The organism is Sphingomonas sp. 37zxx, from assembly GCF_000786205.1.
GTDB lineage: Bacteria > Pseudomonadota > Alphaproteobacteria > Sphingomonadales > Sphingomonadaceae > Sphingomonas.
Genome location: NZ_JROH01000016.1, coordinates 1 through 24065, shown reverse-complemented (window position 1 = coordinate 24065; position 24065 = coordinate 1). Strand labels below are relative to the sequence as shown.

General features: G+C 65.1%; 24 protein-coding genes and 1 pseudogene. 19 read left to right on the top strand and 6 right to left on the bottom strand.

The genetic code is table 11. The features are described from left to right. Positions 1 to 41: 41 nt before the first annotated feature. Positions 42 to 1304 (bottom strand): hypothetical protein, encoded by a 1263-nt coding sequence (locus QU44_RS08880; RefSeq protein ID WP_033921656.1) that lies wholly within the window; start codon positions 1302 to 1304, stop codon positions 42 to 44. Positions 1305 to 1468: 164 nt separating this feature from the next. Between QU44_RS08880 and QU44_RS08875 the strand changes: the two genes are divergently transcribed. From QU44_RS08875 to QU44_RS08810, 15 genes are all read left to right on the top strand, one after another. Beyond that, complete coding sequence (locus QU44_RS08875) at positions 1469 to 2167, top strand: SDR family NAD(P)-dependent oxidoreductase (RefSeq protein ID WP_033921654.1); 699 nt, start codon at positions 1469 to 1471, stop codon at positions 2165 to 2167. Positions 2168 to 2286: 119 nt separating this feature from the next. Continuing rightward, the gene (locus QU44_RS17420) at positions 2287 to 2808 is read left to right on the top strand and encodes an EF-hand domain-containing protein (protein ID WP_081987941.1); all 522 of its coding nucleotides are present in this window, start codon (positions 2287 to 2289) and stop codon (positions 2806 to 2808) included. Positions 2809 to 2895: 87 nt separating this feature from the next. After that, positions 2896 to 3615: a response regulator gene (locus QU44_RS08865; protein ID WP_033921652.1), complete on the top strand. Its 720-nt coding sequence runs from the start codon at positions 2896 to 2898 to the stop codon at positions 3613 to 3615. Next, positions 3612 to 4967 carry a sensor histidine kinase gene (locus QU44_RS08860; RefSeq protein ID WP_033921650.1) on the top strand — a complete coding sequence of 452 codons (1356 nt, stop codon included), beginning with the start codon at positions 3612 to 3614 and terminating at the stop codon, positions 4965 to 4967. The genes QU44_RS08865 and QU44_RS08860 overlap by 4 nt, the downstream gene beginning before the upstream one ends. Before the next feature lie 49 nt (positions 4968 to 5016). Further along, positions 5017 to 5715 carry an endonuclease/exonuclease/phosphatase family protein gene (locus tag QU44_RS08855; RefSeq protein WP_033921648.1) on the top strand — a complete coding sequence of 233 codons (699 nt, stop codon included), beginning with the start codon at positions 5017 to 5019 and terminating at the stop codon, positions 5713 to 5715. After that, positions 5708 to 7999 (top strand): patatin-like protein, encoded by a 2292-nt coding sequence (locus QU44_RS08850; RefSeq protein WP_033921646.1) that lies wholly within the window; start codon positions 5708 to 5710, stop codon positions 7997 to 7999. Before QU44_RS08855 ends, QU44_RS08850 begins: the two co-directional genes overlap by 8 nt. A gap of 63 nt (positions 8000 to 8062) precedes the next feature. After that, positions 8063 to 8443, top strand: coding sequence for a LapA family protein (locus tag QU44_RS08845; RefSeq protein ID WP_033921644.1), 381 nt, complete (start codon positions 8063 to 8065; stop codon positions 8441 to 8443). 10 nt (positions 8444 to 8453) lie between these two features. Continuing rightward, positions 8454 to 9128: an orotidine-5'-phosphate decarboxylase gene (pyrF, locus tag QU44_RS08840; protein ID WP_033921642.1), complete on the top strand. Its 675-nt coding sequence runs from the start codon at positions 8454 to 8456 to the stop codon at positions 9126 to 9128. Positions 9129 to 9162: 34 nt separating this feature from the next. Next, positions 9163 to 9798 carry a phosphoribosylanthranilate isomerase gene (locus QU44_RS08835; protein WP_033921697.1) on the top strand — a complete coding sequence of 212 codons (636 nt, stop codon included), beginning with the start codon at positions 9163 to 9165 and terminating at the stop codon, positions 9796 to 9798. A 92-nt stretch (positions 9799 to 9890) separates the two neighbouring features. Beyond that, complete coding sequence (gene trpB / locus QU44_RS08830; protein WP_033921640.1) at positions 9891 to 11120, top strand: tryptophan synthase subunit beta; 1230 nt, start codon at positions 9891 to 9893, stop codon at positions 11118 to 11120. After that, positions 11117 to 11335 carry a hypothetical protein gene (locus QU44_RS18205; RefSeq protein ID WP_156141048.1) on the top strand — a complete coding sequence of 73 codons (219 nt, stop codon included), beginning with the start codon at positions 11117 to 11119 and terminating at the stop codon, positions 11333 to 11335. The genes trpB and QU44_RS18205 overlap by 4 nt, the downstream gene beginning before the upstream one ends. Continuing rightward, positions 11336 to 12145, top strand: a complete 810-nt coding sequence (gene trpA, locus QU44_RS08825) for a tryptophan synthase subunit alpha (RefSeq protein ID WP_033921638.1) — start codon at positions 11336 to 11338, stop codon at positions 12143 to 12145. Continuing rightward, the gene (gene accD, locus QU44_RS08820) at positions 12142 to 12996 is read left to right on the top strand and encodes an acetyl-CoA carboxylase, carboxyltransferase subunit beta (RefSeq protein ID WP_033921636.1); all 855 of its coding nucleotides are present in this window, start codon (positions 12142 to 12144) and stop codon (positions 12994 to 12996) included. Before trpA ends, accD begins: the two co-directional genes overlap by 4 nt. A 111-nt stretch (positions 12997 to 13107) precedes the next feature. Beyond that, on the top strand, positions 13108 to 14418 hold the full coding sequence (locus QU44_RS08815) for a bifunctional folylpolyglutamate synthase/dihydrofolate synthase (protein WP_033921635.1): 1311 nt from the start codon (positions 13108 to 13110) through the stop codon (positions 14416 to 14418). A 68-nt stretch (positions 14419 to 14486) separates the two neighbouring features. Beyond that, entirely contained in the window at positions 14487 to 14915 is a 429-nt protein-coding gene (locus QU44_RS08810; protein ID WP_033921632.1) for a DUF6628 family protein, read from the top strand. Here the strand turns inward: QU44_RS08810 and QU44_RS08805 are convergent. Continuing rightward, complete coding sequence (locus QU44_RS08805) at positions 14908 to 16572, bottom strand: AmpG family muropeptide MFS transporter (RefSeq protein WP_231621679.1); 1665 nt, start codon at positions 16570 to 16572, stop codon at positions 14908 to 14910. The two genes, QU44_RS08810 and QU44_RS08805, sit on opposite strands and share 8 nt — an antisense overlap. A 94-nt stretch (positions 16573 to 16666) precedes the next feature. Next, positions 16667 to 17098 carry a response regulator gene (locus QU44_RS08800; RefSeq protein ID WP_033921628.1) on the bottom strand — a complete coding sequence of 144 codons (432 nt, stop codon included), beginning with the start codon at positions 17096 to 17098 and terminating at the stop codon, positions 16667 to 16669. A gap of 141 nt (positions 17099 to 17239) precedes the next feature. Here QU44_RS08800 and QU44_RS08795 point away from each other — a divergent pair, with 141 nt between their 5' ends. From QU44_RS08795 to QU44_RS18865, 3 genes are all read left to right on the top strand, one after another. Further along, positions 17240 to 18496 (top strand): pseudouridine synthase, encoded by a 1257-nt coding sequence (locus QU44_RS08795; protein WP_052134514.1) that lies wholly within the window; start codon positions 17240 to 17242, stop codon positions 18494 to 18496. Positions 18497 to 18501: 5 nt separating this feature from the next. After that, a complete protein-coding gene (gene rsmD / locus QU44_RS08790) occupies positions 18502 to 19065 on the top strand; it encodes a 16S rRNA (guanine(966)-N(2))-methyltransferase RsmD (RefSeq protein WP_033921626.1) in 564 nt (187 codons plus the stop codon). Between the two features lie 158 nt (positions 19066 to 19223). Further along, complete coding sequence (locus QU44_RS18865) at positions 19224 to 19355, top strand: hypothetical protein (RefSeq protein ID WP_269429166.1); 132 nt, start codon at positions 19224 to 19226, stop codon at positions 19353 to 19355. 3 nt (positions 19356 to 19358) lie between these two features. Here the strand turns inward: QU44_RS18865 and QU44_RS08785 are convergent, their stop codons facing one another. Continuing rightward, positions 19359 to 20102, bottom strand: a complete 744-nt coding sequence (locus tag QU44_RS08785; protein ID WP_033921625.1) for a ThuA domain-containing protein — start codon at positions 20100 to 20102, stop codon at positions 19359 to 19361. A 40-nt stretch (positions 20103 to 20142) separates the two neighbouring features. Continuing rightward, positions 20143 to 20541: a GFA family protein gene (locus QU44_RS08780; protein WP_033921624.1), complete on the bottom strand. Its 399-nt coding sequence runs from the start codon at positions 20539 to 20541 to the stop codon at positions 20143 to 20145. A gap of 104 nt (positions 20542 to 20645) precedes the next feature. Here QU44_RS08780 and QU44_RS08775 point away from each other — a divergent pair, with 104 nt between their 5' ends. Further along, on the top strand, positions 20646 to 22937 hold the full coding sequence (locus tag QU44_RS08775) for an ATP-dependent helicase (RefSeq protein WP_033921622.1): 2292 nt from the start codon (positions 20646 to 20648) through the stop codon (positions 22935 to 22937). A 265-nt stretch (positions 22938 to 23202) separates the two neighbouring features. Here QU44_RS08775 and QU44_RS17765 read toward each other — a convergent pair. After that, positions 23203 to 24011: pseudogene (locus QU44_RS17765) on the bottom strand (catalase); the annotation flags it as partial. Positions 24012 to 24065: the final 54 nt, after the last annotated feature.

The window sequence follows — 24065 nt, the reverse complement described above, 5'->3', positions numbered from 1 at the left end:
CGCATCGCCGCGCTGGCCCTTTTTCCGTTCTATACCGGCAATCAGCCCGCGACGACGGTCATGCCCTGATCGATCCACAGCTTCCAGAACGTCGCCAGTTCGGCGCGCGGCTGCGCCTTGACCAGATCGAACGCCGCCTTGGCTTCGGGCTGCTGGCTTGCATTGGCCAGCGCGTTGCCGAGGCGGGTGTTGACCTCGTCATTCTTCACCCCGCCCTTTTCCAGGCCCAGGCGATAGAATTCGATCGCCTTGGCATTGTTGCCGCTACCGAGATAGGCGTCGGCCAACTGCACAGCGGCGGTCCCGCTGCCGGCCGAGCGTGCCGGCTTCTCCAATGCAGCCAATGAACCCTCGTTCTTGATCGCCGTCTGCGCATCGGTATACAGCCGCCCGCCGGCACTGGCGGGCAACTTGCCCGATGCACGCCCCTCGTCGAGCACCGCCTTGGTCTCGAACGGCAAGCCCGCGCGATACGCCATGTCGGCATATTCGATATAGTCGTTCTGGTCGGCAAGCGCCTTGGTGCTGCGCATCAGGCGGAACAGATCGAGCTTGGCCTGATTGTCGAGCGTCACCGCATCGCGATACACCAGCAGCGAAGTGCGCCAGTTCTTTGTGGTCGGGTAATCGATCAGCTGCATCCGCAGCCACTTTGCGGTCTCGACCGGCTGCTTGGCCTGATACAGCTTGGAAATCGCATAGCTGTACCATTCATTGGGAGCCTTTTGCCCGGCTGCCTTTCGGCGCTCGATCTCTCGCCCGATTTCGGCCACGCCCGCAGCGACATTACCCGAATCGACCTGCGTCTGCGCGATCAACAGCGGCAGATCGGGATTGTCGAAATTGAGGTCACGCGCGCGCGACAGATACTGGATCGCGCCGGCATAATCCTTTTCGTTGCGAGCGATCGTGCCGCGCACGAAGTTCAGCCGGCCAACATCCACGGCGGCAGTGCGCGGGCTGGGGATCAGTACGTCGAGCGCCTTCTTGATCCCGGCGTTGTTATTCTTCTGCGCCTCGAGCGGCAGACGGAGCTGTGCAGCGAAATAACGCTCGTCATCATTCTGGATCAGTGCTTCTGCAGCGGCGAGCTGCGTTTCGGCGGTGGCCAGATCCTTTGCCTGCAACGCCGCCTGCGCGGCAACCGCAGCAACGCGGAACGGCTCGCCGACTTTCATTGCGGGTGGGCCGGCTTCTTCCTGCCCCTTCTTCTTGCGCTGGGCGTCGGCTGGCGTCGCAACCACAGCGCCCAAGGTTCCCAGCGCCAGCATCGCGGCAAGAGCCGTTTTGGAAACGATCGACATTATATACTTCTCCTCTGGGGGCTGCCCCAATCCCTATAAGTCCCGGCGCGCAGGTTCAAGCTGTGCAAGCTTCAGCGCTGTCGCCTAACATCACTGAACGCTCTTTGAACGCCAGAGTTTCCTTCAGCTTTGACGGAAAGCCCTGCGGCGGCTAGCGCAGGAGCATGGCGAAATCGGCAGTGATTATCGGTGCATCGGGCGGGATCGGCCGGGCAATGGCGGACGCGATAGAGGAGGAAGGCGGCTTTGACCGCGTCTGGCGTTTCGCGCGCGCCTTTGACGGCGATCGTCATCTCGACCTGACCGACGAGGCAAGCATCGCGGCGGCGGCGGCACAGGTTGCGACCGGCCCTGCCCCCACGTTGATATTCGTCGCGACCGGCCTGTTGCATGAAGGCGAGCGCGGCCCGGAAAAGGCGCTGCGCGACCTGGATGCCGAATGGCTGGCGCGCGTCTATGTCATCAACACGATCGGCCCGGCGCTGGTCGCCAAGCATTTCCTGCCGCTGCTTCCCCGCACCGGCGAGCCGGTATTCGCCGCATTGTCGGCGCGCGTCGGCAGCATCGGCGACAACAGGATGGGCGGCTGGCACGGCTATCGCGCGTCGAAAGCCGCGCTCAACATGATGCTGCGAAATTTTGCGATCGAGGCCAAGCGCAAGAGCGAACGCTGTATCATCGTCGGACTGCACCCCGGCACCGTCGATACCGGCCTTTCCAAGCCGTTCCAGACCAACGTCGCGCCGGGCAAGCTGTTCGACGCCGAACGCGCGGCGCTGCAACTGCTCGATGTGATCGAGGGGCTGAAGCCCGTCGATAGCGGCAAGGTTTTCGCCTGGGATGGCGAAGAGATACCTTTTTGAGGGCGCAACTGCGACAAGTTGCGACAATAAAGCCGACTGCCGACAAACCCTCGCGACAGGCGCGGGGCATAGCTTGTTCATCGCCGGGGATGATCCCGGCCTCGATCAAGGAATTCCCGATGAAGAAATTTATTCTCGCATCGCTGTTAGGCGTCACCGCGCTCACCGGCACTGCCATCGCCGCGCAAGGCGCACCCGCTCCCGCCGGCCAGAAAATGCAGCGCCCTGCCCCGCCCACCACCAGCGCCGAAGTCATCCAACGCGCCGACCAGATGTTCGCCCGGATGGATACGAACAAGGACGGCCAGATCAGCCAGGCCGAGCGCACCGCCATGCGTGAGATGGCAGCCGAACGCCGCGAAGCAAACGGCAAAGGCCCCGCGATGAAGAAGGGCTGGGGTCGCGGGGGGCGGGGTGCCGACCGCATGTTGGCGCGCGTCGATACCAATAAGGACGGCAACATCAGCCGCGAAGAGTTCCGCGCGCAAGCGTTGAAGCAATTCGCCCGTATCGACACCAATGGCGACGGTCGCGTCGATGCGACCGAACAGGCAGCGATCGACGCAAAGCGTGGCGAACGTCGCGAAAAAATGGCCGATCGTCGCGATGCCCGCGCAACGCCGGCCGCCCCTGCCAACTGACGAAACGAACCGGGCGGGGCATCAGCCACCCCGCCCGGTTCGCCCTCCCCCTTGGGAACCGGGCCAAAGGATGCTTGTATGGCTGATATGGCCGACCAACCTCATTTGCTGCTTGTCGATGATGAACGATCGATCCGTGAACCGCTCGCGCAATATCTGACCAAGCAAGGGTTTCGCGTGACTCAGGCGGGCGATGCCGAAGGCGCGCGCGCGCGAATGGCGGCCTATTCGATCGACCTGGCGATCCTCGACATCATGATGCCCGGCGAAGACGGGCTGAGCCTGACCCGCCATATCCGCGAAACCGGCGAAATCCCCGTCATCCTGCTCACCGCGCGCAGCGAGGAGACCGATCGGATCGTCGGTCTCGAAATGGGTGCCGATGATTATGTCGTGAAGCCCTTCTCGCCGCGCGAGCTGCTGGCCCGAATCAAGGTGATCCTTCGCCGCGTCCAGACCGGCGGCACCCGCCAGCACGCGCCCGAGTCCGGTGCCTATTCCTTTTCGGGCTGGGTGCTGAAAACCGGCGAGCGCACTTTGGTCGATCGCGAAGGGCTTTCGGTGCCGCTGTCGACGGGCGAGTATAATCTGCTGCTGGCGCTGGTTACCCGGCCGCGTCAGGTGCTGACGCGCGATCAGTTGCTCGACCTGACCCAAGGGCGCGAGGCGGCGGCGTTCGATCGCGCGATCGACAATCAGGTCAGCCGGCTTCGCAAGAAGATCGAACTTGATGCCAAGAATCCCACGCTCATCAAGACCGTGTGGGGCGGCGGCTATACACTGGCCAGCGAGGTCACCCGGCTGTGAAACGCCTCCGGCTATGGCCGTCGAGCCTGGGCGGACAAATCGCCTTGCTGGTTGCAGCGGCGCTGTTCGTCGCGCAGGCGATCAATTTCGGCCTGCTGTACCGCGAACGCCAGGCCTTGCGCTTCAACCAGATCACCGCGCCCGCGATCACCCGGATGGTCGATGCAGCCGAACGATTAGAAAACGGGCGGATCGCGCCGTTCGAGCGGCCGCGCGCGCGCATTCGGTTGTTGCCCAACAACCCTGTCGCGTCAGGATGGCCGCGCGTCGACGAGGTGGAGGAAGGCATCAGGCAAGGCGCACTCGATTCGGGACTGCGCCTCGGCACGATCGCCGCCGGCATCCGCGATTTCGATCGGCGCGAACTTAGGCTCGGCCAGATTTCCGATAACCGCGCCAAGCGTTTCGCCAGCATGGGCGGCGTGCTGGTGGTTGCCGTCGAAGTCCCCGGTCGCGGCTGGCTGGTGCTGAACGCGCCCTGGCCGCGTACCGAGCGGATGCTGATCTGGCAGCTCATCGCGCAGACGCTGGTGCTCTATGCCTTCGTGCTGCTGCCGGTGCTGTGGATCGGTCGGCGGGTGGCGCAGCCGCTGCAGACCTTGGCCAGGGCGGCGCATGCCTTCACGCCGGGCGGCCCGCCTGCCCCGGTCGAGGAGCGCGGCCCCGGCGATGTCCGCGCGGTAATCGCCGCCTATAATGGATTATCCGAGCGCGTAAGCGCGATGCTCGACGAGAAGGACAGGATGCTGGGCGCCATCGGCCATGACCTTCGCACGCCGTTGGCGGCACTTCGCGTGCGGATCGAATCGGTCGAGGACGACAATGATCGCCAGCGCATGGCCGACACGATCGACGAGATGACCGGGATGCTCGAAGACATCCTGTCACTCGCGCGGCTTGGCCGCCCCAGCGAACCGCCGACCGATGTCGATCTCGCCGCTTTGGTCGATGCCGTGGTCGATGATTTCCGCGACCTGGGCCACGAAGTCGCGTTCGAAGAAACCCCGCGCACCCGCATGTATCTGCGCCCGTCATTGATGCGGCGCGCGGTGCGCAACCTCATTGAAAATGCGGTGAAATATGCGGGTAGTTGTGCGGTGCGCGTGGTGGTCGAGCCGCACCGCGTGGCGATCGAGGTGTCCGATCGCGGCCCCGGCATCCCCGATGACAAGCTGGATGCGGTGTTCGATCCGTTCACGCGAATCGAAACCTCGCGCAATCGCGATACCGGCGGCATCGGGCTGGGGCTGGCATTGACCCGCGCGATCGTTCGCGATGCCGGCGGGCGGGTTTCGCTAGTCAACCGCGACGGCGGCGGACTGGTCGCCCGGATCGAATTGCCGCGCGGCTGATCGGCTGCATCAGGAACTTCCCCACCCCTCCCGCATTCCCCCGGAACCCATGCTCACACTCGCCAGCTACAACATGCACAAGGCCGTCGGCATCGATCGCCGCAGGCGGCCCGAGCGCACGCTGGAGGTGCTGCGCGAAATCGACGCCGACATCGTCGCGCTGCAAGAGGCCGATCGCCGCTTCGGCAGGCGCGAGGCGATCTTCACCCCGCATCTGCTGGCCGAACATAGCGACTATAAGGCGGTGCCGATCGCGGTGCGCGCGCTCAGCATGGGCTGGCACGGCAATGTCCTGCTGGTGCGGCGCGAGGCCGAGATCGTCGATTGCACCCCGATCCACTTGCCCGCGCTGGAGCCACGCGGAGCGGTTTCGGTCGATGTGCGGCTGCGCGGAATCACCGTCCGGGTGATTGGCATGCATCTGGATTTGTCGGGACTATGGCGACGGCGACAGGCGCATGCCATTCTGTCGCATCTCGAAGATTGCGAGCCGCTGCCGACGATCCTGATGGGCGACCTGAACGAATGGCGGCCCACCGCCGGCTGTGTCCAGGATTTCTGCCGCAGCTTCACCCAGGCGGATACCGGGGCCAGCTTTCACGCCCGCCGCCCGATCGCGCGGCTCGACCGGATCATGGTCAGCGGCGATCTGGCAATCGCCGAATGCGGGGTCCACAACAGCATGGTGGCGCGTACCGCGTCCGATCATCTGCCGATCTGGGCAAGGGTGACCGCTAAAGATGCGTGACAAGGAATTACGGCTGGCGCTGGTCTGCTATGGCGGCATCAGCCTGGCGGTGTACATGCACGGCATCACTAAGGAGGTCTGGCGGCTGGCGCGTGCCAGCCAGGCCTTTTGCGATCCGGCCACCCACGCCGGCAGTCGCGAAGAGGATGTCTATCGCACCCTGCTCGCCGAAATTGCCGAGGCGTCGGGGCTGCGGGTTCGGGTGCTGGTGGATATTCTGGCGGGGGCCAGCGCCGGCGGGATCAACAGCGTGTTCCTCGCACAGGCAATCAGCACCGGGCAAAGCCTGGATCCGCTGACCGACATGTGGCTGGAACAGGCCGACATCGATTCGCTGATCGATCCCGATCAGGCACCGGCGACGGGCATGACCAAATTCTGGGCGCGCCCGCTCGCCTGGATGGCGCGCGGTGCCAAAGCGATCGAGGAAACCGTCGAGCATGCAGCGCGCGACGAAATCCGCACCAAGCTCGACACGCTGGTGCGCGCGCGCTGGTTCGAGCCACCTTTCGGGGGCAAGCGGATGGTGAGCATGCTGCTCGATGCCTTCGCCGCGATGGACGCAAGCCCGCGTGGCCCGCGCCTGTTGCCCCCCGGCCAGCCGCTCGACCTGTTCGTCACCGTCACCGATTTCGGCGGCCATCCCGAACGGCTGCGGCTGCATTCGCCGGCCGAAGTGGTCGAGACCGAACATCGCCTGGTGCTGTCGTTCAGCGATAACGGCAACCCCGTCGATACGCTGGCCGATCACGCCGAACTGGCGTTTGCGGCGCGATCGACGTCGAGCTTTCCGGGGGCGTTTCCGGCCTTCATGGTCAGCGAGCTCGACGAAGTGCTGGCTGATCGCGGTGCCAATTGGCCGGGGCGGATTGCCTTCCTCACGCGCGTGTTGCCGCGCCAAATGGCCGCGAACACGATCGACAAAGCCGCGTTCATCGACGGTTCGGTCCTCGCCAATGCGCCGTTCCGCCCGGCCATTGATGCGCTGCGCGAACGACCGGCGCGGCGACAGGTCGATCGCCGGTTCGTGTTCATCGATCCGGTGCCCGATTTCCGCTTTGCCTTTGGCAGCCGGCCCGATGGCAAACCGGGTTTCTTCCAGACGATGGCCGGAGCGCTGTCCGAAATCCCGCGCCAACAGCCGATCCGCGACGATCTCGATTTGCTGATGGACCGATCGGACCAGATCGAACGCAAGCTGGCGATCCTCGACCAACTGCGCGGCGAGGTCGAGCGGCAGGTCGAATCGCTGTTCGGTTACACGTTTTTCCTCGATTACCCGACGCCCAAGCGGCTGGTCGCCTGGCGGCGGCGGGCGCAGGCGGCGGCGGCGGGCAAGGCCGGCTATGGCCATGCCGGCTATGCGCTGGTCAAGGCCGAAGGCGTGATCGACCGGATCACCAGCATCCTGCAGCACATCAGCGATCAGCCTGGCCAGGAGCGGCGGCGGTCGATCCGCCTTGCGGTGGCGCAGGCGGTTCGCGCACGCGGCGGCTTTGAGGTTGGGACCGAACACGCCAATGGGGCCAGCCCGCAAGCGGTGGCGCTGCTGCGCGGCTTCGACCTCGGCTTTCGCATTCGCCGGCTGCGGCTGATGGTGCGCCGGATCACCGAACTCGACGGCGATCATGACCGAGCCGAGCTGCGCGAGATACGCGAGGCGGTGTATGATTCGCTCGCCGCCTATCTCGATCGCCACCGCGCCGCGCACATGACGGCGCTATGCGACCGTGTTCGGCAACTTCCCGCCGATGCCGACGGATTGCTGACCGAACTGGAGGCGGCGCTGGATCTGGATTCGCTGGACTCGCGCGCGGACGAACGGATTGCGGCTGCTTTGAGCCAACTGCCACGCGATGCCCGCCGCTCGCTACTGCTGGCCTATCTGGGCTTTCCCTTTTTCGACATCGCCACGTTGCCGCTGATGCAGGGCGAAGGGCTGGACGAATTCGATCCGGTGCTGGTCGATCGCATCGCCCCCGATGATGCCACCGCGATCCGGGCGGGCGGCGCTGCGGCAACGCTCAAAGGGGTACAGTTCAGTAATTTCGGCGCGTTCTTCAGCCGCGCCTATCGCGAGAACGACTATTTGTGGGGCCGTTTGCACGGTGCCGATCGGCTCACCGACATCGTGCTGTCGACGCTGCCCGCCGCCATCCGCCTTAAGCCTGGCCGCGCCCATGCGATCAAGCGCGCGCTGTTCCTGGCGATACTCGATGAGGAGGAACCACGGCTAACCGCCACCCCCGGCCTGATCGCATCGATTCGCGCCGAAATCGGCTGAGGGTGGCCATGCGCTGGCGGAGGGGTTAAGCGGAAGGTCACACGCGCAAGGGGGCTGGGGCCAATGCAGTTTCTGCGAACGCTGATTTGGGTATTGCTGGCGGGGATCGTCGTCGCCTTTTCGATCAACAATTGGGTGACGGTGCCGGTTCGGCTATGGGCCGGCCTGATCGCCGACATCAATCTGCCGCTGCTGCTGGCGATAGCCTTCGCGATCGGTTTCATCCCGCTCTATCTGGTGCATGCCGCTGGCCAGTGGCGGTTGAAGTCACGATTGAGCAATGCCGAGCGCGCGCTGGCGGACCTGCGTGCCGCTACGCAGCCGTCCGAGGTTCCGGCGATCGAGGCCGATGCGGTCGATGCCGCACCCGCCCCGCCAGTATACGAGCCGCTTGTCGACCCTATCACCCCGGAAGCACGCCCCTTTGGCGAGGTAAAACCGTGAGTTCGAAGCCATGAGTTCCGCTTTATATGTCGCGCTCGACACCCCCGACATCGAACGCGCGCGGACGCTGGCGCGCGCGGTTCGCCACCATGTCGGCGGCATCAAGCTGGGGCTTGAGTTCTTCATGGCCAATGGCAGATCGGGTGTCCGCGAAATGGCCGACATCGGCCTGCCGATCTTCCTCGACCTGAAGTTTCACGACATCCCCAATACCGTGGCCAAGGCGATTCAGGCGCTCGGGCCGCTCAATCCCGCGATCCTGACCATCCACGCATCGGGTGGTCGCGCGATGATGGAGGATGCCAAGGCAGCGGCACAGCCGGGTACCAAAGTGGTCGCGGTGACGATGCTCACCAGCCTTGATGGCGAAGACCTGCGATCGATCGGTCATGCGCCCGATCCGCACGAGCAAGTCGTTCGCCTGACCGAATTGGCGCGAGATGCCGGGATCGACGGCGTCGTCTGCTCGGGCTTTGAAGTTGCGGCGGCGAAAAAGGTCTGGCCGCAGGGCTTTTTCGTCGTGCCCGGCGTCCGCCCCGCTGGCGGCAATGCCAGCGATCAGAAACGCATCGTCACGCCGCGCGCCGCGCTCGATGCCGGTGCCTCGATCCTCGTCGTCGGACGCCCGATCACCCAGGCGGCGGACCCCGATGTCGCCGCCCGCGCGATCGAGGCAACGCTCTGACCGGCGCAGCGCCGCGCCCGAAGAAAGCCACAACATGACGACCGCCAAAATCTGCGGCCTTTCGACTGCCGAGACCGTCACCGCTGCGCTTCGCGGCGGGGCGAGCCATGTCGGCTTCGTCTTCTTCCCCCCCTCGCCGCGCCATTTGTCATTCGATCAGGCGCGGATGCTCGCCGCACCGGTGCCCGGCCATGTCGGCAAGGTCGGCGTGTTCGTCGATCCCGACGATTCGCTGCTGGGCGAAGCGATCGACGCTGGCGGGCTGGACGTGCTGCAACTCCACAAGACCGCGCCCGAACGGATCGCGGCGATTCGGCAGCGTCATGGCCTTGAGATCTGGGCGGCGATCGCAGTGCGGACGCGCGCCGATCTCGATGCCGCCGGCCACCACCGCGAACTGGCCGATCGCGTCCTGTATGACGCAAAAACCCCCGAAGGAGCGGCCCTGCCCGGCGGCATGGGCCTGCGCTTCGACTGGGCATTGCTCGACGGTTATCGCCATCCGCTGCCCTGGGCGCTGTCGGGCGGGCTGGACGCGATCAATGTCCGGGAGGCGATCGCGCGAACCGGCGCGCCGATCGTCGATGTTTCCTCGGGCGTCGAAAGTGCGCCGGGGTTGAAGGACGTGTCGCGGATCGCCGCGTTCCTGGCGGCTGTCGCGCATCACTGAGAATGCCGCCGAAGTCTGTGGCAGTCGGGCGAGGCGCTACCCCACCCTTCGCCCCGCTCGACACACCCGATGCCTATGCTAAAGCGCAGCGTATGAACGCATCCAATAGTCTGCGCCAGCAGCCCGACGAACGCGGCCATTTCGGCCAATATGGCGGCCGCTATGTTGCCGAAACGCTGATGCCGCTGGTCCTGGAGCTCGATCGCGAATATCGCGCCGCCAAGCAGGACCCCGCCTTTGCCGCGCAGTTCGACGACCTGCTCGAACATTATGTCGGCCGCCCCAGCCCGCTTTATTATGCCGAACGGCTCACCGACACGCTGCGCGAAAGCGCCGACGACGGCATGGGGGCTGAAGTCTGGTTCAAGCGCGACGAGCTGAACCATACCGGCGCGCACAAGATCAACAATTGCATTGGCCAGATCCTGCTGGCGATCCGCATGGGCAAGACGCGGATCATCGCCGAAACCGGCGCGGGGCAGCACGGCGTCGCCACCGCGACGGTGTGCGCGCGCTTCGGCCTGCCCTGCGTGATCTATATGGGCGCGCGCGACATTGAGCGGCAGCAGCCCAACGTCTTCCGCATGAAGCTGCTCGGGGCCGAAGTCCGCCCGGTCACTTCGGGCGCGGCGACGCTGAAGGATGCGATGAATGAGGGGCTTCGCGACTGGGTCGCCAATGTCCACGACACCTTCTACATCATCGGCACCGCCGCCGGCCCGCATCCCTATCCCGAGCTGGTGCGCGATTTCCAGAGCGTGATCGGCAAGGAAGCGCGCGCGCAGATGCTGTCGCGCACCGGCCGCCTGCCTGACCTGCTGGTCGCGGCGATCGGCGGCGGATCGAACGCGATCGGGCTGTTCCATCCCTTCCTTGACGATGTCGCCGTCAAGATGCTCGGCGTCGAGGCTGCGGGTCATGGGTTAGACAATCTGCACGCCGCCAGCCTCGCGGGCGGATCGCCGGGCGTGCTCCACGGCAACAAGACCTATTTGCTGCAGGACGAGGACGGCCAGATCGCTGAGGCGCATTCGATCTCGGCTGGGCTCGATTATCCGGGCATCGGCCCTGAACATGCCTGGCTCAAGGACATCGGCCGGGTCGAATATACCTCGATCACCGATACCGAAGCGCTCGATGCGTTTCAGTTGCTGTGCCGGGTCGAAGGGATCATCCCCGCGCTCGAACCAGCGCACGCGATCGCCGCCGTCGCCAAGCGCGCGCGCCAGATGCCGCGCGATGGCGTGATCCTGGCGAACCTGTGCGGCCGCGGCGACAAGGACATCTTCACCGTCGCGCAGGCGCTGGGGGTGGAGATATGACCGCCAGCATCGTGATCCGGGCCGTTTTCAGCGCTGTATTCCTCTTCGTAGGATTGAATGTATTCAATTGGATGTTGGGTAAATCGCTTCCTACCATTCAACAATCGACCGTTCTCCTGCCAATTTTCATACTTCTTTTTTGGGGTGCACTTTTGCTCGACCAGCGTCGGATCAAGCGCCGACAATCTCGTGATGCAGCAGGAGCTCGTCGGTAAGTGACCCGCCTTTCCGCCACCTTCGCCGCCGCCGCGCGCGACCACCGCGCCGCGCTCGTCGCGTTCGTCACTGCGGGCGATCCTACGCCTGCCGCCACCCCGGCGATCCTCGACGCGCTGGTCGCGGGCGGGGCCGATGTGATCGAGCTGGGCATGCCCTTCACCGATCCGATGGCCGATGGCCCCGCGATCCAGGCCGCAAACCTGCGTAGCCTGGCGGCGCATACCACCACCGCCGACATCCTTGCCATCGCCAAGGATTTTCGCGCGCGCCATCCGGCGGTGCCGCTGATCCTGATGGGCTATGCTAACCCGATGCTTCGGCGCGGGCCAGATTGGTTCGCGGGCCAGGCTGCCGCAGCGGGGGTCGACGGCGTGATCTGCGTCGATGTGCCGCCCGAAGAGGATGATGCGCTGGGGCCGGCGCTGCGCGATGCCGGGCTCGATCTGATCCGCCTCGCCACCCCCACCACCGATGTCGCGCGACTGCCCGCAGTGCTCGATGGCGCGTCGGGCTTCATTTATTATGTCTCGGTCGCCGGGATCACCGGATTGCAGCAAGCGGCGCAAGGCTCGATTGACGAGGCGGTCGCCCGGCTGAAGCAATCGACCGACCTGCCGATCGCGGTGGGCTTTGGCGTTCGCACCCCCGAACAGGCGGCGCAGATCGGCCGTGTCGCCGATGGCGTCGTGGTCGGATCGGCGATTGTCGAACTGGTGGGCCAGCATGGCACCGCCGCCCCCGCCGCCGTCACCCCCTATATCCGCTCGCTGGCCGATGCCCTGGCGAGCGCAAGGACTTTTGCATGAGCTGGTTGAACAACGTCCGCAACGCGCTTGCCTTCGTCACCAAGAAGGAAACCCCCGACAATCTCTGGCACAAGTGCAAGGGATGCGGCCAAATGGTGTTCGTGAAGGAGTTTCAGGAGAATCTCCACGTCTGCCCGCTGTGCGATCATCATTCGCGGATCGGCCCGAATGAGCGGTTCGCGCAATTGTTTGACGAGGGCACCTGCAAGCGCCTGCCGATGCCGCGCGTCGCCGAAGACCCGCTGAAATTCCGCGATACCAAGCCCTATGCTGGCAGGCTGAAGGCGGCCCGCACCGAGACCGGCGACCAGGACGCCTTCGTCAATGCGCGCGGCACGGTGCTGGGCAAGCGGATGGTGATCGGCGTCCAGAACTTCGCCTTCATGGGCGGATCGATGGGCCAGGCGGTGGGCGAAGGCTTCATCGCCGGGGTCGAAGCTGCCATCGCCGCGCGCGCGCCGTTCGTCGTTTTCACCGCCAGCGGCGGCGCGCGGATGCAGGAGGGTATCCTCAGCCTGATGCAGATGCCGCGCACCACCGTGGCGATCGAAATGCTGCACGAGGCGGGATTGCCCTATATCGTCGTGCTGACCGATCCGACATCAGGCGGGGTGATGGCGGCCTATGCGATGCTGGGTGACGTCCAGATCGCCGAGCCCAAGGCGACGCTTGCCTTCACTGGTCGCCGCGTGATCGAACAGACGATCCGCGAAAAGCTGCCCGAGAATTTCCAGACAAGCGAATATTATCGCGACCACGGGCTGATCGACATGGTGGTCGAGCGCAAGGATCTACGGACGACCCTCGCCAATCTAGCCGATTATCTGTGCAGCGAACGCGCGGCGGCGTAAGCATTCTTCCCCCCTCCCGCTTGCGGGAGGGGTCGGGGGAGGGCCTGTCTCATTATGTGCAACGGCGACTAAACACGCCCTCGCCTAGCCACTCCCGAGAGGGGGACTGAAGTGGATCACGCGCGCTCCTCCGACCCCCTGGTCCAGTCACAACTCGACCGCCTGACCGCACTCGGCCCAGGCGCCGACGTGCTCGGCCTCGATCGGATCACCCGGCTGCTCGCGCGGCTCGGCGATCCGCATCTTGCGCTGCCACCGGTCTTTCACGTCGCGGGCACCAACGGCAAGGGATCGACCTGCGCCTTCCTGCGCACCGCGCTCCAGGCGTCGGGCTATCGCGTCCATGTCTATACCAGCCCGCATCTGGTGCGTTTCAACGAGCGCATTCGCGTGGCGGGATCGCTGATCGACGATTCGACGCTCGGGCCGCTGCTCGCCGAAGTGCTCGACAAGGGCGGCGACATCGGTGCCAGCTTCTTTGAAGTAACCACGGCGGCGGCGTTTCTCGCTTTTGCCCGCACCCCCGCAGATGCCTGTGTAATCGAGGTCGGGCTTGGTGGGCGGCTCGATGCGACCAATGTCGTGCAGCCGCTGGTGACCGGCATCGCGGGCCTTGGGATCGATCATCAGGCGTTTCTGGGCGACAGCCTGATCGAAATCGCCGGCGAGAAGGCCGGTATCGCCAAGCGCGCGGTGCCGCTGGTGACGCAGCGCCACGCACCCGATCTGGTCGCCCGAATCGATTCGATTGCCGAAATGGCGGGTACGCGCCTTTTCCGATGCGGTCGCGATTGGCAATTGCGCCTGGGGGTCGAGGGCCGCAATCTGCTCTACCGCGATGCCGGGATCAGCCTGATGCTGTCGGCTCCAGCATTGCCCGGACCGCATCAGGCAGACAATCTCGGCCTGGCGATTGCGATGCTCCGTCAACAAACGGCATTTACCATTCCGATAGCGGCACTGCACACCGCCGCCCGCGCGACCCAGTGGCCCGCCCGGATGCAGCGGCTGAGCGCGGGGCCGCTGCTGGCGCGGCTGCCCGGCGGGAGCGCGATTTGGGTCGATGGCGCGCATAATCGCTCGGCAGCCGAATCGCTCGCCAAAACGCTTGCATCGATCGGCCAAGGCAAGCCGATCGACGCGATCCTGGGCGTCCTCGCAAACAAGGATGCCGACGGCATTCTCACCGCATTGGCTCCCCATCTGGCATCGGTGCGAACCGTACCGGTACCGGGCCATGCCCATTTCGACCCCGCCGACCTAGCAAGCCGTGTCCGCGCCCTCGGCATCGACGCCGCACCGGCAGCCGATGTGCCGGCGGCAATCGAGTCGCTTGCCGATCGCCCGCGCCAAGTGGTCATCCTCGGCTCGCTATATCTGGCAGGCGAAGTGCTCGCCGCAAACGACGAACTCCCGCACTGACCCTTTATTGATATTGACTTGCAATAACCAAGCAGCGACATTGCCGCCATCGCCAGCGGAGACTCGCCTTGAACCTCACCACCCCAAGCCTCGCCAGCACCCTGCCCCACACCCAGCCCGATGATCCGGGCGCGCGGCTGTTGCTGTTCGGGATGCGCCAGATGGGCGCGCATGGCCTGAACGACGCCGCTTGCGCGCAGGCATTCCTCACCGCGTTCGGCGTCGATTTCCGCCGACCGTTGATCCTGCTGCGAACGATGATGCACGAAATGTCGCAGGTCGCGGCGCGGCCTATCCAGATCGCGCCGTGGTGCTGCCACCGCATGACCGGGGCCGAGGCGACGTTGCTGACCATCCTGCGCCGGATCGACGCCAATCCCGAAACCGCCGGCATGTTGCTCGCCGATCTGCTGGGCATACGCGACGCATCGGGCGTCGCGGTGACCGCGCATCTGGTGGCACAGGCCTTCGCCGATTCTGGGCTACCGCTCAGATAAGCGTCGCTGCGGGTTCTTTCGGCCCCGGCGCAACCACAGCGTCTGTCGCCGCACCGCGCCACCATTCGATCAGCACCAGCACTACCGCCACTCCACCAAGCGCGGTCGTGAACAGAAAAATCTGGGCATAGCCGACCCGGTCGAGCGCCTCGCCGATCGCGGCGCGGCCAACAGCGCCAACCAGAAAGGTCATCGACGACAATAGCGAGAATTGCACCGCGCTATACTCACGCGACGCCATCGACGAAATATACGCGACGAACGCCGTGCCCGCCAAGCCGCCCGCCATATTCTCCCCCGAAATCGCCAGCATCAGCCTAAGCATGCGCGGGTCCACGCCGGTCTGGTCGAGCATCAGCGCGCCGGCAAAGCCGTCGATCCAACTTCCGCCCATCGCCAGATCGGCATAGAGCAGGTTCGATGCCGCCGCGACGATGCCGCCCGTCAGCAAGGTCGGCATCCGTCCCAGCGTCGCCAGCATCAGCCCGCCGATGCCGACGCCGACGATCGTCATGATGACCCCGAACAGCTTCGACGCGAACGCGACCTCGTCGTTCGTATACTGCAGATATTCGAGGTAAAAGGGGAAGGCGAACGGTGCCCAGATCGAATCGCTGATCCGATAGAGCAGGATCAGCGCCAGCACCAGGAACGCGCCCCAGCGCAGCCGCTGCACAATCTCGGCTAGCGGCAGGATCAACGCGCGATAGCAATGATTGGCGGTGGTTTGCAGCGCGCCCTGGCGCTGTTGATCGGCACCGTCGATATGCGGCAGACGGTTGGTCCAGCCAGCAATCAGCGCCGGCAGGATGACCGTTGCCAGGATGATCCACGGTCCCATCGTCTGGGTAAACACGCCCGCCGATGCCGGCGTCTCGCCCGGCACCGGCGGCCGCAGCGCGGTCACCATGAAGCTGCCAAGCGTGATGATCGCCCAGCTCCAGCACAGCGCGACGATGCCGAGCGCGATCGCCCGCTCACGCGGACGCGGCACCGCATGGCCGGCGAGCGGCGAGCGCTCCTCCTCCAGATCGCGTTTGATCTCGGGGGTGAACAGCGTCATCGCCAGCACCCCGAGCATGGCGAAACCCATGCCGAAATACACCGTCGGCCAGCTAAGCCGTGCCGCCAGCACCAGCGCCAGCGCGCCGCCCGACAGCGCCGCCAGTCGGTTGCCGAGCTGATATACTGCCGAAAGCAGATCGACCGTCGCCGCCTCGTCGGCAATCTCGATCCGCCACGCATCCATCACCACGTCTTGCGTCGCCGACAGGAACGCCGCGATCACCGCGGTCGCGGCAAAGCTGCCCATCGCGGTCAGCGGATCGGTAGCAGCGAGCATCCACAGCAGGATCGCCAGCGCCCCCTGGCACAGCACCAGCCAGGATCGCCTGCGCCCCAGCCGCGACAACAGCGGCAATTGCGCGCGATCGACCAGCGGCGACCACAGGAATTTGAAGGCATAGGCAAGCCCGATCCACGACAGCACGCCGATCGTCGCCAAGCTGACCTGCAGTTCGCCAAGCCACGCATTCAACGTGCCGATCAGCAGCACGAAGGGCAGGCCCGATCCAAAGCCCAGCACCAGCATCGCCGTCGTCTTGCGGTTCCGCACCGCCGCCCGCACCAGTGCAAACCCCTTCAACTTATCGTCCAACGTCAATCCCCGCTATGATCGCGGCAAACCTAGTCGAACGCACGCAGAAGGATAGCCACCAACACGCCGAACCGTTTGCCGCCGGCGGGATATGTCAGGCGGCGCGGGCGAATAGGGCAAGGCTTGCGGGCAGCTTTTTGGGCGTATCGCCGCCCAACACCGCCTCGATCGCGCGGATCGCCAACAACAGATCACGCTGGGGATAGGGCTTGGCCAGGCAACCGGCGGCCAGATCCTTTGCTTCGGTGGGGCAGCTACCCGTGACGAACAGCACCGGCACACCGCGACCGCCCGCCGCGCGCGCGACGTCGATCCCGCTGCCATCGGCCAGTTTCAAATCGACCAGGACCAGATGGACATCGCCGTCTGCCGCCAGCACCGCCGTTGCATCGGCAACACTGTCGAGCGTGCCGACAATCTGAAACCCCTCGGCGGTCAGGAAATGTTCGGTATCAAACGCAACCAGCGGCTCGTCCTCGACGATAAGGACGCGCGTAATCCGCCGCTTCTTCCTCCCGAACAACATCTCTGATCTCGTTTCCTACGCGACTCCGGCAACAGCTCGCCGGTCGATCGCAGCATTCCTTACACCGACCGGGCGATCGACCCAACGATCCTCGTCGCAATCTTTTTGCCGCGCGGCCCAGCTTCGACTATCAGCGCCCTGGTGTCACAAACCAATCCCAAAGACGGCCCCAAAGAGGGGCAACGTATCGCCAAACTGCTGGCCCGTGCCGGAATCGCGTCGCGTCGCGAGATCGAACGCATGATCGAAGAGCGGCGGATCGCAATCGACGGTGTTCCGCTGGAAACTGCGGCCACGATCATCACTTCGCTTCGCGGCGTGACGGTCGACGGCAACCCGGTCGCAGCCGCCGAACCCGCCCGGCTGTTTCGCTATCACAAGCCGCCGGGCCTGCTCACCGCCGAGCGCGATCCCAAGGGCCGCCCGACAATCTACGACAAATTGCCGCGCGATCTGCCGCGCGTGATTCCGGTGGGTCGGCTCGATCTCAATACCGAAGGGCTGCTGCTGCTCACCACCGATGGCGAATTGAAGCGCCAGCTCGAGCTGCCCGCGACCGGCGTGAAGCGCACTTATCGCGCGCGCGCCTATGGCAGCGTCAGCCAAGCGCAGCTCGAAGACCTGATCGAAGGGGTCGAGATCGAAGGTGTTCGCTATGGCTCGATCGACGCCAATTTGGAACGGCGCACCGGGGCCAATACCTGGATCGAAATGACGCTGACCGAGGGCAAGAACCGGGAAGTGCGGCGCGTGCTAGAATATCTGGGGCTACAAGTCTCGCGGTTGATCCGCACCAGCTATGGGCCGATCCCGCTGGCCAATATGCCCGCCGGGATGGTCGACGAGATTCGCCAGCATGATCTGGTCGCGTTCCGCCGCGAGCTGAAGCTGCCCGCCGCCGCACGCAGCGACCAACCACTCGACATCAAACCGCGCGCGCAAAAGGCCCGCCCGATCGAGCTTGCACCGGCCCCTGCCCCCGCACGCCGCGAACCCGAAGGCCGTCGCAAGGTTTCGGCCCCCGCCTCACCGCGTCCGCCAAGAACCCCGACCTATGCGGTCGAGGCCCCCCGCCCCGGGCGTCCCGAGCGCCCTGGTGCGAGCGATCGCCGCGACGAGCGGATCGAGCGCACCAGCGCCCCGCTCACCCCCGCCGATCGCGCGCGCAACGCTCGTGCGCGCGCCAAGGCCGAACGCACCGAACAGATGGAAACCGACCGCCGCATGCTTGCCCCCAAGCCCAAGCGAAATACCGGCACTGCCCGCCCCTCGCGTCCTCCCGCCGCACCGCGCGCTTCCGCCAGCCCGCGCACCTCGGCCGGCCCGCGTACCCCGACCGGCCCGCGTGGCCCGGCACCCAAGCGCCCCGGTGGCGGCAATCGTTCGCGTAAGGGCTGAACATCATGCGTATCATTTCAGGGCTGTATCGCGGCCGTCCACTCGTCGCGCCCAAGGGCGAAGACACCCGCCCCACTGCCGATCGGGTGCGCGAGGCGTTGTTCTCGATGCTCGCAAGCCGCCTCGGCAGCTTCGAGGAATTGGCCGTCGCCGATCTGTTCGCGGGATCGGGCGCACTCGGTTTCGAGGCGCTGTCGCGCGGTGCGGCATCGTGCCTGTTCGTCGAACAGGACAAGGCCGCGCTCGACGCATTGCGGACCAACGCGACCAAATTGGGGGTGAAGCCCGACATCCGCGCGCAATCAGTGCTGACGCTCGGGCCGGCGGTAAAGCCGCTCGACGTGATCTTGATGGACCCGCCCTACGGCACCGGCGCGGGGGTGGTGGCGCTCGACCGGCTTCAGCGGCTCGGCTGGGTCGGCCCCGCCACCTGGATCAGCATCGAGACCGGCCATACAGAAAAGGTCGAGGTCGCCGGCTTCGAAATCGACGCCGAACGCAAGCACGGCAAGGCGAAGCTCACCTTGCTAAGGCCCGCAATGGCCGCGTCGCCCGAACCGCACGAGTAGCTGGGCTACCGGGGAACCGGCCCCGGCGGTCCGTTCGCCCGATTACCTGCTGCCAGGTTCATCATCCGCTAAGCCTCGATGCTATAATGCAATCAACGGTGATAGCGCGATGGGAAACGGCGATGGCCAGGAAACGAACATATCGGATAGGGACCGCCTTGTTGATGGTGGCCGGTGCCGGACTGCTGCTGGCGTTCGTCCAGCCCGATGGCAGAAATGACCATTCGATCGGCGAGCGCTGGGACTCGCTGACGCATAAGGTCAGCGAGTATCTCCGTCCGGCGGTGTAGCTTCTATCGGCGGCGAAGTGCCCAATCGATGCCCGCCGCCAGATGTTGCAAATACCAAGGCTCGCTATAGCTCTCATCACTATGGCCCATCGCGGTGTAGAATACCCGCCCACCTTCGAATTCATGCGCCCAGGCCACCGGGTTCGGATTGATGTCCTTCTCGCCAATCGATACCGAGTCGACCGTCGCCAGCAAATCGACCCTTGGGTCGAAATCCTTGAAATAATACCATTCGTCGGCGCGCCGCGCGGCTTTGGCCAGATTATGGTTCGCCGGATGCGACGCATCCGTGACCGTCACCGCGCCAACCGGCGTTCCCTCTGGATGACGCTCGAACCAGCCGCCGATCATCTGCCCATACCAGGGCCAGAACAGATGCGAATCTGCAGCCCCATGCACCCCGACGATCCCGCCGCCGCCGCGCACGAACGCCTGGAGCGCCGCCCGCCGGTCGCCCACCAGCCACTCCGACGAAGCATCGGCGGGATTGGTCGTGCTGCTCAGAAAAACGATCGCATCGACGTCCTTCAGCCTTTGCGTGCTGAAGATCGCCGGGTCTTCACTGGCGATGACGGTGAAATCACGCTGCGCCCCCAGCCGCTTGAACGCCGCAATCCCCGCCTCGATCGAGGCATGGCGGTATCCGGTGGTATGCGAAAAAACCAGCACGCGCGCCGGCGCGGCGAAAGCGTCGGTCGGCAGCAACAGGATCGACAGGACCAACAACACCAGCCGGTACAACGGCATACAGGATATTCCTTTCAATGAATGGTGTCAGGCGTCCGGATCATTCGAACGGCGGAAAGCGCTCGAACGCCGGCAATGCCTCGACACCCTGCATCCAGCCGATCCGCTCGGCGACCTGGATGTGCGATTGCGCCGGGATCGCGTCGGGATCGTCGAGAGTCGCGGTCTGGACGTCGACCAGCCCCGGCAGCATCGCTTCGTTGCGATAGAACAGCCCGGTGCCGCAATTGCCGCAAAATTCGCGGCGAGCATCGGCCGATGAGGCATAGCTCTTTGGCTCGCCGCTAACCTGCAACTGGTCGGCGGGCAGCATCGCCCACCCCACCATCGGCGCGCCAGCCGATCGCCGGCAATCGGCGCAATGGCAAAGCGCGTGGTGCAGCACCTGCGCCAGCATTACATAGGAAATCGCACCGCAATGGCATCGTCCGGTCAGCATCACCCACTCCCAACGCTGATGTTCGCGTTGTGTACCACCGCAATCCGCCAGCGCCAATCCCGAAACGCTTGCCCCGCCGCGTGCCGTTCCCTACCTGTTCACCGATGTCGCTACCCCAACCAAGCCTCGACGATCCGCCCTATCTGCGCGGCCTGAACACACCGCAGCGCCAGGCGGTGCTCACCACCGACGGCCCGGTGCTGGTGCTTGCGGGCGCTGGCACCGGCAAAACCGCGGCGCTCACCGCGCGGCTGGCCCACCTGCTCTACACCCGCAAGGCATGGCCGTCGGAGATCCTGGCGGTCACCTTCACCAACAAGGCCGCGCGCGAGATGCGCGAGCGAGTCGGGCGGCTGGTGGGCGACGCGGTCGAGGGGATGCCGTGGCTGGGCACCTTTCATTCGATCGGTGCCAAGATGGTACGCCGCCATGCCGAGCTGATCGGGCTGCAGAGCAATTTCACCATCCTCGACACCGACGACCAGTTGCGCCTGTTGAAGCAGCTGATCGCCGCCGCCGATCTCGACGAGAAACGCTGGCCCGCGCGCCAGCTGGGCGGGCTGATCGACGGGTGGAAGAACAAGGGGATGACCCCCAAGGACCTCGACGCGGGCGAGGCCGAATTATTCGCCAATGGCCGGGGCCAGGAGCTGTACGCCGCCTATCAGGCACGGCTGCTGGCGCTCAACGCATGCGATTTCGGCGATCTGCTGCTCCACGCGCTGGTGCTGCTCAGGACGCATCGCGAAGTGCTCGAACAATATCAACAGCGCTTCCGTTACATGCTGGTCGACGAATATCAGGACACCAACAGCGTCCAATATCTGTGGCTTCGGCTGCTGGCGCAGGCGCGCAAAAATCTGTGCTGTGTGGGCGATGACGACCAGTCGATCTATTCATGGCGCGGCGCGCAGGTCGAGAATATTCTGAAGTTCGAGCGCGACTTTCCCGGCGCGGCGGTGATCAAGCTCGAGCAGAATTACCGTTCGACGGGGCATATCCTTGCCGCCGCATCAGGGGTGATCGCGCATAATGGCGGGCGCCTCGGCAAGACTTTGTGGACCGAAGCGAATGAGGGTGAGAAGGTCCGCGTCGTCGGGGTGTGGGATGGCCCCGAGGAAGCGCGCCGCGTCGGCGAGCAGATCGAGGGCGAGATGCGCCCAAGAAACGGAGAGGGCGGATTGTCGCTAAACGACTTCGCGATCCTGGTCCGCGCACAGCACCAGACTCGCGAGTTCGAGGATCGCTTCATCGCGATCGGCATGCCCTATCGAATCGTCGGCGGCTTCCGCTTTTATGAACGCGCCGAAATTCGCGATGCGCTGGCATATCTGCGCGTCGTCTCGCAGCCCGCCGACGATCTGGCGTTTGAACGAATCGTCAATGTCCCCAAGCGCGGCCTGGGCGACAAGGCGGTGCAGAAGGTCCACCAGCTCGCGCGCGCCGAGGGCATTCCGCTCACCACCGCCGCCGCGCGGATCCTCGACACCGACGAACTGACCCCGCAGGCGCGGCGCTCGCTCGGCAACCTCGTGGGCGACATGGCACGCTGGCGCGCGATGGCGGGCGAATTGCCGCATGCCGAACTGGCGCGGCAATTGCTCGACGAAAGCGGCTATACCGCGATGCTCCAGGCCGAGAAATCAGCCGAGGCGGCGGGCAGGCTCGAAAACCTCACCGAACTGGTGCGCGCGATGGAGGAATATGAAAGCCTCGGCGCATTCCTCGAGCATGTCAGCCTGGTGATGGACAATGAGAATCGCCAGCAGGACGCGCAGGTGACGATCATGACGATCCACGCCGCCAAGGGCCTGGAATACGACACGGTGTTCCTGGTCGGCTGGGAGGAAGGCATCTTCCCCTCGCAGCGCGCGCTCGACGAAGGCGGGCTGGCGAGCCTCGAGGAGGAACGCCGCCTCGCCTATGTCGCAATCACCCGCGCGCGGCGGAAGGCGACGATCCTCCACGCCGCCAACCGGCGAATTTATGGCCAATGGACGTCGAGCCTGCCCTCGCGCTTCGTCGAGGAGCTGCCGCCTGAGCATATCGAAGCCGAAACGACGATGTCCGGCGGCGAAAGCCTGTGGCGCGCCAATTGGAGCGAGAAAGGCGATCCGTTTTCCGACGTGGCGCGCGGATCGGGGCGCGGGCCGGGCTGGCAGCGCGCGGCGTCGACCGGGACGTTCGTCCGCGAGCCGACAAGGATCATCGAAGTGCGAGCGTCGGCGGTGAGCCTTGGAAACAAGGGGCGCGGCGACGTTTCGGTCGGCTTGCGCGTATTCCACCAGAAATTTGGCTATGGCAGCGTCGCGCTGATCGAGGGCAACAAGCTGGAGATCGACTTCGAGACTGCCGGCCGCAAGCGGGTAATGGATAGCTTTGTGACGGTGGGGTGAGGCGGCCTTCCCGCAACCGTTCGTCCTGAGTAGCCATTGAGCTTGTCGAGATGGCGTCTCGAAGGAGCGGCCCGCTTGGGGCAATATCCCTTCGATACGGGTCTTCGCCTTCGCTCAGCCCCTACTCAGGACGAACGGAGGAGGAGGCGTCGCCGTTGCCCCAATTCCCGTCCGTTCGTCTTGAGTAGCCGCTGAGCCCGTCGAAGCGGCGTATCGAAGGACCGGCTCGCTTGAGCCAATTTCTCCCGACACGACCGCCGCAAGCTCACGCCAGCGTGCGTACCTTGGGCTCGCGATCGTAGAACCGGTGCGCCGCTGCCGCGATGAAATCGCTGCCCAGCCCGGTGACCCCGGCATCGGCCTCGACCCCCGCCCTGTCGAGCAACGGCGTGGCCGAATCGCTCGCGCCGATCGCCTTGAGATGCCCGAACGCATCCATCGCAAACTGCACCGCCGCCGCTTCCTTGAGCAGCATCGCGGTGCCCTCCTCCGACAGCACCACCGCCACCGCCACCGCCACCGCCACCGCGTCGAACAATTGCGAAGGCATGCCTGCAACCTGGCCATCGGCCTTGCGCTTCGACCCATCGGCGAGCGTCGCGCCGCCGCCCTTGCGTTGGTCGTCACGAAGCCGCGCGTCGGGCTCTCGCGTGGGCCGCCATCCTCGCCGAACTCGGCCAGACTGTTGGGCTCGTAATTCGCGCGCCCCTTGGGAACGTGCGTCTGCATCTTGCCGTCGCGCTGGAAATTGCCGAACGGGCAGCGCGGGGCATTGATCGGGATCTGGTGGAAATTGTTGGTCCCCAGCCGCGAATTCTGCGTGTCGAGATAGCTGAACAGCCGCCCTTGCAGCAGCGGATCGTTCGAGAAATCGATACCCGGCACGATGTTGGTCGGCAAAAACGCGACCTGCTCGGTCTCGGCGAAGAAATTGTCGACGTTGCGATTGAGCGTCAGCTTGCCGATGATGCGGACGGGCACGTCCTCCTCGGGGATCAGCTTGGTCGCGTCGAGCACGTCATAGGGCTGCTCGCGGGCGAACGCCTCGTCGAACACCTGGATGCCCAGCTCCCATTAGCAGGCTGCTGAAAAATCCTACGGTTTGGCGATGAAGGAGGTATCGTCGCC